12 protein-coding genes are annotated in these 12637 nt (G+C 54.1%); all 12 read right to left on the bottom strand.

Annotation, left to right across the window (positions count from 1 at the left end; translation table 11 throughout):
- Positions 1–7: 7 nt before the first annotated feature.
- The 12 genes from ispG to tsaE all read right to left on the bottom strand — a co-directional run bounded on the left by ispG (position 8) and on the right by tsaE (position 12632).
- Positions 8–1108 carry a flavodoxin-dependent (E)-4-hydroxy-3-methylbut-2-enyl-diphosphate synthase gene (gene ispG, locus GCD22_RS05455; RefSeq protein ID WP_031574972.1) on the bottom strand — a complete coding sequence of 367 codons (1101 nt, stop codon included), beginning with the start codon at positions 1106–1108 and terminating at the stop codon, positions 8–10.
- Positions 1098–2117 carry a RodZ domain-containing protein gene (locus GCD22_RS05450; protein ID WP_035211339.1) on the bottom strand — a complete coding sequence of 340 codons (1020 nt, stop codon included), beginning with the start codon at positions 2115–2117 and terminating at the stop codon, positions 1098–1100. The genes ispG and GCD22_RS05450 overlap by 11 nt, the downstream gene beginning before the upstream one ends.
- 16 nt (positions 2118–2133) lie before the next feature.
- The gene (pilW, locus tag GCD22_RS05445; RefSeq protein ID WP_010640106.1) at positions 2134–3003 is read right to left on the bottom strand and encodes a type IV pilus biogenesis/stability protein PilW; all 870 of its coding nucleotides are present in this window, start codon (positions 3001–3003) and stop codon (positions 2134–2136) included.
- A complete protein-coding gene (gene rlmN, locus GCD22_RS05440) occupies positions 3000–4091 on the bottom strand; it encodes a dual-specificity RNA methyltransferase RlmN (protein WP_031574967.1) in 1092 nt (363 codons plus the stop codon). The genes pilW and rlmN overlap by 4 nt, the downstream gene beginning before the upstream one ends.
- Positions 4092–4517: a nucleoside-diphosphate kinase gene (ndk, locus tag GCD22_RS05435; protein ID WP_031574965.1), complete on the bottom strand. Its 426-nt coding sequence runs from the start codon at positions 4515–4517 to the stop codon at positions 4092–4094. It lies immediately after the preceding gene.
- A 124-nt stretch (positions 4518–4641) separates the two neighbouring features.
- Positions 4642–5508, bottom strand: coding sequence for an efflux RND transporter periplasmic adaptor subunit (locus tag GCD22_RS05430; RefSeq protein WP_031574963.1), 867 nt, complete (start codon positions 5506–5508; stop codon positions 4642–4644).
- The gene (locus tag GCD22_RS05425) at positions 5505–5705 is read right to left on the bottom strand and encodes a DUF1656 domain-containing protein (RefSeq protein WP_031574962.1); all 201 of its coding nucleotides are present in this window, start codon (positions 5703–5705) and stop codon (positions 5505–5507) included. The genes GCD22_RS05430 and GCD22_RS05425 overlap by 4 nt, the downstream gene beginning before the upstream one ends.
- Entirely contained in the window at positions 5695–7878 is a 2184-nt protein-coding gene (locus GCD22_RS05420; protein ID WP_031574958.1) for an FUSC family protein, read from the bottom strand. The genes GCD22_RS05425 and GCD22_RS05420 overlap by 11 nt, the downstream gene beginning before the upstream one ends.
- Complete coding sequence (locus GCD22_RS05415; RefSeq protein WP_031574955.1) at positions 7875–9320, bottom strand: efflux transporter outer membrane subunit; 1446 nt, start codon at positions 9318–9320, stop codon at positions 7875–7877. Before GCD22_RS05415 ends, GCD22_RS05420 begins: the two co-directional genes overlap by 4 nt.
- Positions 9321–9403: 83 nt before the next feature.
- Positions 9404–10318, bottom strand: coding sequence for a tRNA (adenosine(37)-N6)-dimethylallyltransferase MiaA (gene miaA / locus GCD22_RS05410; protein WP_035211331.1), 915 nt, complete (start codon positions 10316–10318; stop codon positions 9404–9406).
- Positions 10315–12162: a DNA mismatch repair endonuclease MutL gene (gene mutL, locus GCD22_RS05405; protein WP_051690736.1), complete on the bottom strand. Its 1848-nt coding sequence runs from the start codon at positions 12160–12162 to the stop codon at positions 10315–10317. Before mutL ends, miaA begins: the two co-directional genes overlap by 4 nt.
- Positions 12159–12632, bottom strand: coding sequence for a tRNA (adenosine(37)-N6)-threonylcarbamoyltransferase complex ATPase subunit type 1 TsaE (gene tsaE / locus GCD22_RS05400; RefSeq protein WP_031574943.1), 474 nt, complete (start codon positions 12630–12632; stop codon positions 12159–12161). Before tsaE ends, mutL begins: the two co-directional genes overlap by 4 nt.
- Positions 12633–12637: the final 5 nt, after the last annotated feature.

Here is a 12637-nt window from a genome sequence, read left to right as displayed (position 1 = left end):
CAGGCGCTCAGGCATCATTACGGGCTGCCTGACGCTCCGCAATTTCGGCACGAATCCGTTTTTCCAGAACATCAACTATATTCACGTTTTCTACCCGGTCTACCTGCTTGCCGCGATAATAGAGAATGCTACGCTTGTCTCCGCCCGCCAGACCAATGTCCGCTTCCTTGGCTTCGCCAATACCATTGACCACGCAGCCAATCACCGACACATCCATGGGCTCAAGAATATCTTCAAGCCGCGCCTCGAGGGCATTGATGGTGTTGATGACATCAAACTCCTGACGGGAGCAGGAAGGACAGGCAATCAGGTTAATACCCTTCTGGCGCAGGTGCAGGCTCTTGAGAATATCAAAGCCAACCCGGATTTCTTCCACGGGATCAGCGGCTAGGGAAATACGGATGGTATCGCCAATACCATCACGCAGCAGCAGACCCAGACCAATGGCGGATTTGACCGTACCCGAACGCAGACCGCCGGCTTCGGTAATGCCCAGATGCAGGGGATAATCCACTTTTTCCGAAAGCAGTCGGTATGCCCCTACTGCGAGAAACACGTCGGAAGCTTTCACGCTGATTTTGACATCGTGGAAATTCAGCTCGTCGAGAATGCTGACATGTCGCAAGGCGGACTCTACCAAGGCTTCAGGCGTGGGTTCGCCATATTTTTCCTGAATATCTTTTTCCAGGGAACCGGCATTCACACCGATACGAATGGGAATGCCTTTATCCTTGGCCATCTCCACGACCAGACGGGTTTTGTCCAGTGAACCGATATTACCGGGATTGATACGCAGACCATCAACACCATCAGTCATGACCTGCAAAGCGATGCGATGATCAAAATGAATATCGGCGACCAGAGGCGTTTCCACCTGCGCGCGGATGGCCTTGAAAGCCTCAGCAGCATCCATACTGGGTACAGAAACCCGAACAATGTCTGCTCCCACCGCTTCCAGACGGCGAATTTGCGCCACAGTGGCTGCTACGTCCCGGGTTTCGGTATTGGTCATGCTTTGCACGCTGATCGGCGCATCTCCACCGATGGCGACTTTTCCAACGTGAATTTGCCGGGTTTTACGACGCTGAATAGGAGATTCATGGTGCATGGGATGCCTCGCTAGTAACAGATGCGCTTACGGAAAGCGCTGCGGAAGTGATTGGGGCAACAACGTCGGGTTGTGCACTATGGTTTAGCACAGCACGGTGCCGGTTAACAGGGCTGTGAATATCTGCCGAACCGTGTACTGGCGCTGTAATCGCAGCAGATTGCGTGCTTGCGGTGGGGGCGGTTCCCAGTTGCAGACGGGCTACACCCATGGCGTTCGCAGGAAGCGCAATAGCTTTACCCTGATAATGAATGGTCACGCCCTGGGCATTGCCAACCAGAACCTGATAAGGCGGTTTTCCTGAGTTCACTTTGAGCAGATCACCCGGACGACCAAGGACCGCCAACAAGGTTTTACCGGCAGCGTCCCTGACCTGTACCCAGCAGTTGGCATGAAACTGGAAAGCGATTCCCGCAGTCGTATTGCTGGTCACTGTAGAGCTGGTCGCAGCCGATTGCGCTGTGGCTGTCACTGGACTGGAGCTGCCCACAGCCTGACTGCGAGTGGCTACGACTACACTTTGAACAGAAGCAGTGGGCGCCGTATTGGAAATTGCCGGCTCAGCCAGGGTCGCCGGCATGGAGGAAACACTGTGGCTGTTATTTTCAGGTAGTACGGTCGAAGCGTTCTCGCTCCGCCCCCAGAACCACCAGACAGCCACTATAACGGCAATCAATATCAAGAAAGAAATCAGCAGGGTGCGTTTACTGTAATCCAGCAGGGGGCTCTCGCCATCAGGAAGCAATTGGCGCGTCGGAGAAATTCCCGACCCCGCGTTGGCGGCGTCATAATTGCGCAGCAACGGTTCCGGATCCAGATCCAGAATGCGTGCATAATTCTTGAGGAATCCACGCGCAAAAGTGGCGCCGGGAAGCACGGCATAATTCCCTTCTTCGAGCCCTTGAACCTGAATTTCAGTAATATGTAAGCGTTCCGCTACCTGCTTTAGAGTCCAGCCACGTGCTTCACGGGCATTTCGCAAATCCGGATTGCTGAGGCTTTCATCCATGGAGTCCATCTCTTGATCAACCATGTTGCAGCAACAATTGCTGCGCTTTTTTTCCCGCATCGGAATATGGTGCGGCATTGACGCAGCGCTGCCACAGAGCCGCAGCCTGTTCCGGGCGTCCTTGCCGGGCGGCAATCTGTCCGGCCAACAGTAACGCACTGGCGTTATCTGGTTCCTGAGCAAGTACCACCTGCAAATGTCCATAGGCGGCTTGCACATTACCTTCTTTAAAGTCCATTTCGGCCAGTATTTGCAAGGCAGGTGGATAGTTGGGAAGAAGATAGAGCGCACGATTCAGCGCATTGCGCGCGGCAACCGGATCTTTGAGGCCCGCATAGGCCTGGGCCAGATTGGTCCAGGCAAATTGTGGCGTGCTGTATAAAGGATCGGCGGTAGCTTGCTTGAGTTGCACAATCGCTTGCTGGTAGTCACCCGTATTCACCAAAAACGCACCATAATTATTGCGGTATTCCGGATTTTTGGCGTCCAGTGACAGGGCCTGTTCAAAAGCCTGGCGTGCCAGAGTTTTCTGTCCTAGCTGCTCATAGGCCAGACCCATCACATTGTAGGCATCTGCATAGCTGTCATCCGCCTGATTGGCCATTTGCAGTTCGCGAATGGCTTGCCGGGGGTGTCCATCCTGCAAATAAGCCGTGCCCAGTGAAGTATAAATACCCGCTTTGGCTTTACCATCATCAGCAGGAGCCTGAAGACCCTGGTCAGTAGCACGGGTTTTGTGTTCATGAGCAATAAAGGCGGCCATTTGTTGATCCGAAGTCATGGGCGAACTTTTACTGCCAAATAGCCCACAACCACTCAATGCCGACACGACAAGCAAGCCAGGAATCCAGATTACTTTATGGAAGCGCATTCCATCTGTTTTCATGCTTGAACCCTCAAAGGAATGCTGCGTCGACCATCGCGCACCTGTCCCGCAAGCTGTCCACAGGCAGCGGCGATGTCATCGCCACGCGGGCGACGGGTGACGGTCATCACATCGCCGCGCAGAATAATATCCCGAAAGGCATCAATGCGTTTTTGCGGTGAACGCTGGTAATCAGAACCCGGAAAGCTGTTAAACGGTATGAGGTTCACCATGGCTGGAATACCCGATAATATGCGCAACAGAGCCCGGGCATCGGCATCGCTATCATTGACGCCATCCAGCATGACATATTCAAAAGTAATGCGGCGACGCGGGAGCAGCGGATAGCGACGACAGGCATCGAGCAATTCAGCCAGAGGGTAATGACGATTGACCGGCACCAAAACGTCACGGACTTCGTCCCGGCTGGCATGTAAACTGATTGCCAGATTGACCGGACTTTCCGCACCCAGTCGATCAAGACCCGGAACCACACCAGCGGTGCTGACTGTGATGCGCTTGGGCCCAAAACCATAGGCAAAATCGTCGCGCAACAAATCCAGGGCCGGCAAGACCTGGCGTAAATTCAGCAGCGGTTCGCCCATACCCATAAAGACAATATTGGTAATGGCATCCAAGCCCTGTATTTGCCGGGCCGTTCTGATCTGGGCAATAATTTCATGGGTGTCGAGGTTACGGTTGAGTCCCTGAGCGCCCGTCGCACAGAAGCTGCAAGCCAGCGAACAGCCTACCTGCGAGGAGACACAGAGAGTTCCCCGATCTTCCTCGGGAATAAAAACCGTTTCAATCGCATTGCCGTCGGGCAAACCCAACAACCACTTTCGGGTACCGTCAGCAGCCAGTTGATCAGCGAGAATTTCCGGCTCCGCATATTGGGTTTCTTCGCTCAGCCGCGCACGTAACGCCTTGCTGATGTTGCTCATTTCCGCAAAGTCAGTGATCTGTCGGCCATGAATCCATTGCAGAATTTGCTTGGCCCGAAAAGGCGATTCTCCCCAACCGGCCAACAGGAACTCCAGGGACTGGCGATCCAGCCCCAGAAGCTGCGGCTTTTGAGCCGGCATCACAGCACAAGCCTCGGCACTCATTTAGCGCGAAAAAATCTCCCGTTGACTAAAGAAATAGCTGATTTCCCAGGCAGCTGTTTCGGCACTGTCCGAACCGTGGACGGCGTTAGCATCAATACTGTCAGCGAAATCCGCACGAATAGTTCCAGGTGCAGAATCTTTGGGGTTGGTCGCACCCATGAGATCACGGTTTTTCAGAATCGCGCCCTCGCCTTCCAGAACGCTGACCAGCACCGGGCCGCTGCTCATGAAAGCACAGAGTTCACCGTAAAAGGGGCGGGCCTTGTGCACCGCATAAAAACCACCCGCATCTTCCTGACTGAGATGCAGCATTTTACTGGCTACCACCCGCAGACCCGCTGCTTCAAAACGGCCCAGAATAGCACCTACTGCATTTTTCTGGACGGCATCGGGTTTAATAATGGACAAAGTGCGCTCAACAGCCATAAGTTCCTCAATAGGGATAGATTAAAAGTCGCCATAGGCTAGCATTACACCGGTTTACTGGCAATCGATAGTCCTGTTCCAGATGTGCTTACCCATGACGTTCAGTTCCCGTAAAAACCTGGCGTCATGAGTGCTTTCGTTCAATGACTACGGAACAAAGCATCCCGGCAGTCAGCGGGAAATCCTTGGGTTTTCTTAAAATCCTGATATGCACGGGAATGCGGGCAGGTAGACGCACCCAATTGAAGCTCGCCCGGACATTTGCCTCGAGACGTGCTCCGGTGTGGCTTTCGCGATCAGTAATAGCTGGTGCGATACTCTCCACCAACCCCGGAAAAGTATGTGCAGATCCCAGCAGGCGCAGATGCGCATGATCTCCTACATGCACACACTGTAGCCGGGTTTGTTCAAAGTAACCGTCAATCCAGTAGCTGCCCGTCTCCACCAAGGCCAGAAGCGGCTTACCGGTTGCTGCGTAATCCCCTACGCGCAGACGCAGATGGGAAATAATACCCGCCACCGGAGCCCGCACCTCGGTATGGGCAAGATCATATTGCGCCAGATGGACGCGCGCACTTGCAGCGTCAGCCTGCGCCCGGGCTACGCGCACTTGCAGCAGGGCATCAGAGCGAGCCTCAGCCGAAACAACGTCGTCAGGCAAATGCGCCCGACGTGCCGACTGCTCCTGCCGCAACGCCAATTGCGCATTGGCATCCGCCAGTGCGGCCCGCGCATTGGCGAGAGCCAGACGATAGCGCTGTGGATCAATGCGGAAAAGTACCGTTCCGGCTGCTACTTTCTGATTATCCTTGACATAAAGATCAATCACTCGACCGCCGACGTCGGCGTTGATTTGGGCAATTTGCGCCTGTACCACCGCATCTCTTGTCCAAGGCTGATCCATATAGGCCTGCCAAAGTCGCCAACCCAGCCAGGCAGCAAGGAGCACGACCAGAATGGTAACCAAAACCCGCAATACGCGTGCAATCATTTATAAACCTCAAGGCCCAACAGTGCAAAAACGCACACGAACAGGGCCAGACGAAACAGTGCCGGATGCCATACCCAGCGATCCAGATCCCAACAACCGGTCCATTTGTCCACGATCAGATACAGAATGACGCTCAGCCCAAAAATAGGCAAAAGCGTAGGCAGCACAGCACCAAAAAGGACTATTTCAACGGGCATGCTCAGCCTCGCTTGCTACCGAGAACCGTCGTGAAACGCTGGCAATGACGTGAACATAAACACGAAACAGGGCATCAGGCGGCAAAATAGGGTGTAAAGCCGTATCGACGGTTTCTACTGGTAAATTGGCCGCAGCGTCCATGACCGCGCATAGACGATTTTCATAATTTGCCGACATGGGTACCTCATATTTTTTGGGAAACGCTTCAAGTAAGGGAGTAACATATTGCGCTTCGTAGCGCGACAAAGGTTGCTCACCTGCCATTTCTGCTTGTGCATGCAGCAAAATACGCAGCTGCAGGATCCCTTCGGCGAGTTCATTAAGACGCATTACCTCGCGCAGAATTTTCAGGTCACTGGCCTGCTGAGGTGACAAATCTGCGGCCAATAAACGCAAATATTCACGACTTTCCGCTTCAAACTGGTTACGCAAGTTGGGTAGTGGAGCCTGCGCCGCAACCCGGACAAGTTCGCGAAAGCGTTGCAGAAGTCGCCGTCGCTCCCAGTTATTACCTACCGGAAAAATGAGATAAAAAGCAATTCCTACTAAAAATACTGCCAGCAATTGTGCGGTCCCATTATTCAGCAATGCGCTATAGGATATTTCCTGCCCCTCTCCCGGAATGGCAAACAGGGGAAAAAATATCCCGAAACCAGCCGCTGTTCCTGACCACCGGGTACGCGTCAACAACCAAGGAGAGATTAACAAAAACGGCAACAGTGCAAGAGCCAGCATGGGGAAACCGGATATTCGCGGTAAAAACTCCAGACTGAAAAGGAGAGCCGCGAGGAAGGCAGTGAGTACACCAAACCCCATCTGCCGCACCGAAGCCAGCGGATTGGGAAAGGTGGAAAATAACGCGCTGAGGACTACGGCAATAATGACGGCTTCGGGACCAGAAGGCCACGCCGTTTTTAACCAGAAAAGCGAAACCACCGCAACAACAACCATACTGCGCAAGGCCGCGCTCAAGGGCTGGGCTATTTCTGTAGGCGGACGGTCAAAAGAGGCGTGCCAATGTTTCTCTTGTACTCTGGCAATTGCCAGCGGTAAGGGGGGAGCCGCCTTGATTGCCTCGGGACAAAGCAATTGCCCATAACTGACCATATAGCGCCGGAGTTCAGCCAGAAAGCGGATGAGTAACAGTATCAGGCTATCGAGAGCCAGTCGTTGATCAGCATTCAGGTCATCCAGCAAAGAGATCCGTAATTCATCTAATTGCTGCACGGTCCTGTTTTGCAGACTCTGCAACTGATTTTCTGCGGTAATTATTTCGCCATTCTGGATTTGTTGTTGTATCTCCTGAAAATCCAGACGTATCGAATTGATCAAATTTTCAGTTTTGATACGCACCGGTGCGAGCGTATCACGTTGCAATCTGCGAATATGACTATTCAGTAAATGCAGCGAACCCGAAGCAAACATCATGTCGGCAATCATCTGCCGAACGCGCATATTTTTACGGCGTCCGCGACTACTTTCAAAAAACGCCCCGGAACGATAACTATCCAGCTGCAAAATCTCCTGAATCGCTTCAAGATGCAGGGCGATCCAGTCAGCCCTCGGCACCCCTCCCTGCAGTACGCGCAAGGTATTGCGCAAAAAATGCTGCAGGCGCGTTTGTGCCGTCTGCTGCAGCAGATCTTCCAGCGGTTGTGGAAATACAATGGCACTCATGACCGAGGCCACAATGATCCCAAGCATCACATCGCTCAGGCGCGCAACGCCGATATAAAAGGCATGTTCAGGATCCAATGCCGCAGGCAGCCCGACCAGAGCAGCAGTATAGCCAGCCAGCACAAAGGCATAGGCCTGAAAATTACGGAAATAACGCGCCCCGGCAGTGCAAAATCCCACCCAGAGGGCCAAGCCGGCAAGGAATCCCAGTCGTTCATCCGGAAATGTCGCTACCAGCAACATGGCGACAATACTGCCTGCAATAGTACCAATCGCCCGGTAAAAACTCTTGGCCAGAACCATCCCGTTACGCGACTGCATCACAATAAACACGGTGATTACGACCGTACTGGGAGAGTCCAGCTGGAATCTATAAGCCAACCAAAGACCAATCAGCGCTGCAGCGGCTGTCTTGGCCCAGAAAATCCAGGTTTGCAGATCGTGCTGGTAGAAACTCTGCCAATATTGGCGACTGGCAAGATTCAGGGTACTCATGATGGTGAATGCGGTCCCGTCCAGGTTTTTGGAATCACCCTACCCCCCAGAGCGGCATAGAGTTTGATCAGATTCTGCCGGGCATAAGTATCCAGGCGAATTTGCTGCATCTGATTGTCGATGATAGGCAGTTGCGCCGTCATGACTGGCAGGGCATTACTGAGACCCGCTTGATATCTTTGTTGTTGTAAAGCCGCGCTGCGCGACAAGGCTTGCGCACGCCGCTGTAAGATTTCCCGCTCCTGACTGGCAGACTGCAATTGTCTCAGACTGAAAGCCACTTGCTGCAAAGCCTGTAACAAGCTTTTTTGATATGCGGCGCGAGCCAGCTGATATTTCGCCTGACTGGCATCAAAGTGGCCCCGCAGTCGCCCCCCGGTAAACAATGGCAAACTGATAGCTGGTCCCACACCTGCTTGTAAGGACCCCGGATGCAAAAAAGTAAACAAGCCGCCTGCCGCTGCCAAACCACCCGCAAAAGCCACCAGATTGATATCGGGATAATAGGCATCGCGGGCAATATGCACCGCTGCAGCAGCCGCCTTGATGGTCATCCGCTGGGCGACAATATCCGGCCGCTCGGCAATCCATTCAGCCGGAACAGTGCTGGGTTGCTGCCAATGGGTCTGCAACAGATTGGGCTGATAATGACGCAGCACCAAGGGGAGTTGGACACCCACACCGCACAGTGTTGCCAAGGCCTGACGATTGCTGTCGTACTTGGCTTTTTGTGCGGCTATTTCTTGCTCCAAACCCGCAAGACGGGCGACACTTGCCAGACTGAGCAAGGAATCACTGAGGCCATGCTGCTGTCTTTCTTTTTCGATTTGTTCAAGCCGCTGCAAGATGTGTTGCTCGGCCTGTAAACGCTGCAGAATGGCAGCACTGGCATCTATTGCAAGAAGCTGTTGCAACACGGCATTTTCAAGAATCAACCTGGCAGCACGCCGTTGCTGTTCGGCTGCCTGCAAGCGCAGGCGCGCCTCCTTGACCTGCTCCTGCTCCTTGCCCCAAAGATCAAGATGAAAAGAAAAATCAAACTTTAACGAATTGTTCCAGGAGGTTTCTCCGGCATAAGGTGGCAAATAAAATTGATTTTTGGTCCAACGGCTTACCCCAATCTGACCGGTGCCCTGGAGTTGTGGTTCGCGCTGCGCTCCCGCTTCGCGCAAGGCAGATAAAGCCAGGGCTATCCTGGCTTTCGCAGCAAGCATGTCCGGATTTTTTTCAAGAGCCAGTTGCATGATGTTTTGCTCTGGCTGATTGAGTAAAGGACGCCACCAGTCCGCAACAGCAGCTACAGACGATTTTTTTTGTGTCAAGTCACTGCCAAGCTGTAAATCCTGCAATGGGGTAGGTTTTGCCAGATGCGGCATGGGCGGTGCACAGCCAGCCAGCATCAACGCTGGCAGCAAGCAGCCCAGGAAATGCCAGGATTTCAATCATGTTCTCCCGTAGAAGATTTTGGAGCGTGGCCCGGAACCGGTAATTGTCGGCAGAGCCGATAGAGCAAAATGAAAGTGTATTACAGCATTTGCTGTCTGATCCAGTTCGGCAAGGACTTCCATGCTTGATCTTCTGCCGGATCCAGCACCAGATTCGCACGCTCTCTTTTAAACCAGGTGTCCTGGCGCTTGGCCAGCTGACGCGTTGCCGCCAGGGCTGCCGCATAAGCTTCTGCCGCTGTAAACTCGCCATTCAGGCGGGCAAAATATTGGCGGTAACCCACTGCCCGCATGGCTGGAAGATCAGGAGCGTAGTGACGTTTCTGTAAAGCCGCCACTTCTTCCAGGAAGCCCTCCTGGAGCATCATATCCAGTCGTTGCTGAATACGATCATGCAGCCAGGCGCGAGGCGGACGTAACAGGATTTTCAGTAGTGGTCCGGGGAAAGCGCCCTGCCACTGCCGCAATTGACTTAACGGTGCCCCGGTTTGCTGAATGATTTCCAGCGCACGCTGAATACGTTGCTGATCATATGGCTGAATGCCTGCCGCCGTTTGCGGATCAAGAGCAGCCAGCCGCTCATGTAATGCCGGCCAGCCCTCTTGCGCGGCTTCTTCCAGTAGTTTTCCCCGTATTTGCGGATCGGCAGGAGGCAGATCGTCAATACCACGTTCCAGCGCCCGGAAGTACAGGCCGGTGCCCCCCACCAGCAGGGGGATGCGTTCACGGGCGCGTGCCCGGGTGATGCAAGCCAGGGCATCTTCCCGAAAAAGTCCGGCGGAATAGGGTTGATCCGGTTCACGAATATCCACCAGAGCATGGGGATATTGCTGCCTTAGTGAGCAATCCGGCTTGGCGCTGCCAATATCAAAATGACGATAAACCAGCAGGGAATCGACGCTGATAATGTCTACCGGCAGCTGGTTGGCAATATGCATGGCCAGTGCTGTTTTGCCACTCGCCGTAGGCCCCATCAGGAACAGGGCGGGAATCATCGGCCACGCAAAAACAGGCGGTCAAGATCCGCCAGAGAAAATTGCACAACCGTAGGCCGACCGTGATTACACTGTCCAAACCGTGGCGTCGCTTCCAACTGACGCAGGAGACTGTTCATTTCATCAAGGTTCAGACGCCGACTGGTCTTGATGGCCGCCCGACAGGCCATTTCAGCCAATGCCGGATTACCCTCCACGTCGCCCTGCCCCCAGGGTTTTTCCATATCCAGAAGTTCCGCGACCAGTTGCGCAAAATTGCGCGCATCCAGGGAACGCAAAGCACCATGAATAGCCAATGTGCCCGGCCCGGCTACGCTGATATCCAGACCAGCAGCTCGCAATGCCTCCTGCTGCTCTTCAAAACAGGTCATTTGTGCGGCGGTAACATGCACGTATTCGGGAATAACAAATTGTTGTTTATCATCCAGTTGACAGTCTTTTTTCATTTTCTCGTAAAGGATGCGCTCATGCGCCGCATGTTGATCCACCAGAATCATGCCTTCCTGATTCTGCGCCACGATAAAGCGGGCATGAATTTGCGCTACGGCTTGCCCCAGCGGATATTCCGGCGCCAGGGATTGTTCCTGCGGAGAGTGATCGAGGTAACTTTCTACCGGACGCGACGTACCGGCTGCAACCATCTGCTCCCAATAAGCGGCTGTCCGGGCCTCTGCGACACCACTCAAGTCCTGCTGGAAGGAAGGTACATAAGCAGAAGATGGACCCGAAGGCGGACGGACAGCACCAGCAGCGGGGATATCCAAAGCAAGGCCGAGGGGGCGCATTGCCGGCTGTACCGGAACGGAAATTTGCGGTTTATCCCCACCCTGCTCGGCAATAATCCGGCGCAGGGTATGAAAAAGGAAATCATGTACCGCGCGACTATCCCGAAAACGGACTTCAGCCTTGGCTGGATGCACATTCACATCCACTTGCTCGGCAGGCATATCCAGATATAAAACAAACAGCGGGTGACGATCCTGAAACAATACATCCTGATAGGCAGCGCGCAAGGCATGGGTCAGCACCGGATCACGCACCGGACGACCATTGACGAAAAAGTATTGTTCGTCGCCCCGGGCACTATTATAGGTAGGCAAGCCCAGCCAGCCCCTCAGCGACATACCCTGATCACTTTGCTCGAGGTACAGCGCATTTGCCAAAAAACCTTCGCCCAGGATGCTTGCGACTCTGGCAGAACAGGCTTCAGCATCAGTGGCTGCCGGATACTGCACCAGGCTGCGACGATTTTGCAGCAGTTGAAAAGCCACCGGGAAATTGGCCAGAGCTATCTGTCGGAGCACCTTCTGAATGCGCGTCAATTCGGCGGCAGCCGAACGCAGAAATTTGCGGCGCGCCGGGACATTGTAAAACAGGTCGGCAACCTGCACCGTCGTTCCGGGGGCGCGGGCAGCAGGTTCCGAGGCCAGGACCTCACCACCATGCACCTGGAGCCGGGCACCCTGCCCCGCGTCGTGCGTTCTGCTCAGAATTTCGATCCGCGCCACCGAGGCAATAGCGGGCAGTGCTTCACCACGAAAGCCCATGGTCTGGATAGCCTGCAAATCTTCCCAGCTTGCCACCTTACTGGTGGCATGACGCTCCAGTGCCAGCGGCAGATCTTCGGGTAATATGCCGGTGCCATTGTCTTCCACACTCAGCAAATCCATACCACCACCCTGTAATTGAATGGTAATCCGGGTAGCCTGTGCATCCAGACTATTTTCCAGCAGTTCCTTAAGGATCGAGGCGGGCCTTTCCACCACCTCCCCCGCTGCAATCTGATTGGCGAGGGTGGCGTCCAGGCGGCGCACGCGTGGCGGGCTGGTCACTGACTTGTTCATGTAATACTCGCCAGATCAACCGGTAAAGCCTGCACCCAGGCTTCGGCGCGCACATGCTGCGCCGTTGCGGACAAATGATGCCGGGCATCAGCTTGAATATGCAAATGCAGTTTGAGATCAGCGCCCGGCAAATGCCCCTTGCCTCTTTCCGGCCATTCAATCAGCCATAGGGCAGGTGTCGCCAGATAATCACGTATACCGATAAATTCCAGCTCTTCGGGATCATTCAAACGATACAAATCCAGATGATGTGCCAGTCCGGATTTTGTTTCATAGGTTTCGAGCAAAGTATAGGTGGGACTTTTGATGGATTGGGTGACGCCCAGTGCCCGCAAAATACCCTGGGCAAGCGTTGTTTTACCGACTCCCAGGTCGCCTTCCAGATAAATGACTGCCGGTGCTCGCAATGTTTGCGCCAGGGCCGCCCCCCAGGACTGGCAAATATCGGCACTGGGAAAGTCCCAATCCATCCGCA

It is taken from the genome of Acidithiobacillus thiooxidans ATCC 19377, assembly GCF_009662475.1.
GTDB classification, from domain to species: domain Bacteria; phylum Pseudomonadota; class Gammaproteobacteria; order Acidithiobacillales; family Acidithiobacillaceae; genus Acidithiobacillus; species Acidithiobacillus thiooxidans.
This window is presented reverse-complemented; position numbering and strand designations above follow the sequence as displayed.

What these genes read in the sequence shown, in the direction of transcription:
- ispG (WP_031574972.1), bottom strand. Translation starts at nt 1,108, where the DNA reads ATGCACCATGAATCTCCTATTCAGCGTCGTAAAACCCGGCAAATTCAC.
- GCD22_RS05450 (WP_035211339.1), bottom strand. Translation starts at nt 2,117, where the DNA reads ATGGATGAAAGCCTCAGCAATCCGGATTTGCGAAATGCCCGTGAAGCA.
- pilW (WP_010640106.1), bottom strand. Translation starts at nt 3,003, where the DNA reads ATGAAAACAGATGGAATGCGCTTCCATAAAGTAATCTGGATTCCTGGC.
- rlmN (WP_031574967.1), bottom strand. Translation starts at nt 4,091, where the DNA reads ATGAGTGCCGAGGCTTGTGCTGTGATGCCGGCTCAAAAGCCGCAGCTT.
- ndk (WP_031574965.1), bottom strand. Translation starts at nt 4,517, where the DNA reads ATGGCTGTTGAGCGCACTTTGTCCATTATTAAACCCGATGCCGTCCAG.
- GCD22_RS05430 (WP_031574963.1), bottom strand. Translation starts at nt 5,508, where the DNA reads ATGATTGCACGCGTATTGCGGGTTTTGGTTACCATTCTGGTCGTGCTC.
- GCD22_RS05425 (WP_031574962.1), bottom strand. Translation starts at nt 5,705, where the DNA reads ATGCCCGTTGAAATAGTCCTTTTTGGTGCTGTGCTGCCTACGCTTTTG.
- GCD22_RS05420 (WP_031574958.1), bottom strand. Translation starts at nt 7,878, where the DNA reads ATGAGTACCCTGAATCTTGCCAGTCGCCAATATTGGCAGAGTTTCTAC.
- miaA (WP_035211331.1), bottom strand. Translation starts at nt 10,318, where the DNA reads ATGATTCCCGCCCTGTTCCTGATGGGGCCTACGGCGAGTGGCAAAACA.
- mutL (WP_051690736.1), bottom strand. Translation starts at nt 12,162, where the DNA reads ATGAACAAGTCAGTGACCAGCCCGCCACGCGTGCGCCGCCTGGACGCC.
- tsaE (WP_031574943.1), bottom strand. Translation starts at nt 12,632, where the DNA reads ATGGATTGGGACTTTCCCAGTGCCGATATTTGCCAGTCCTGGGGGGCG.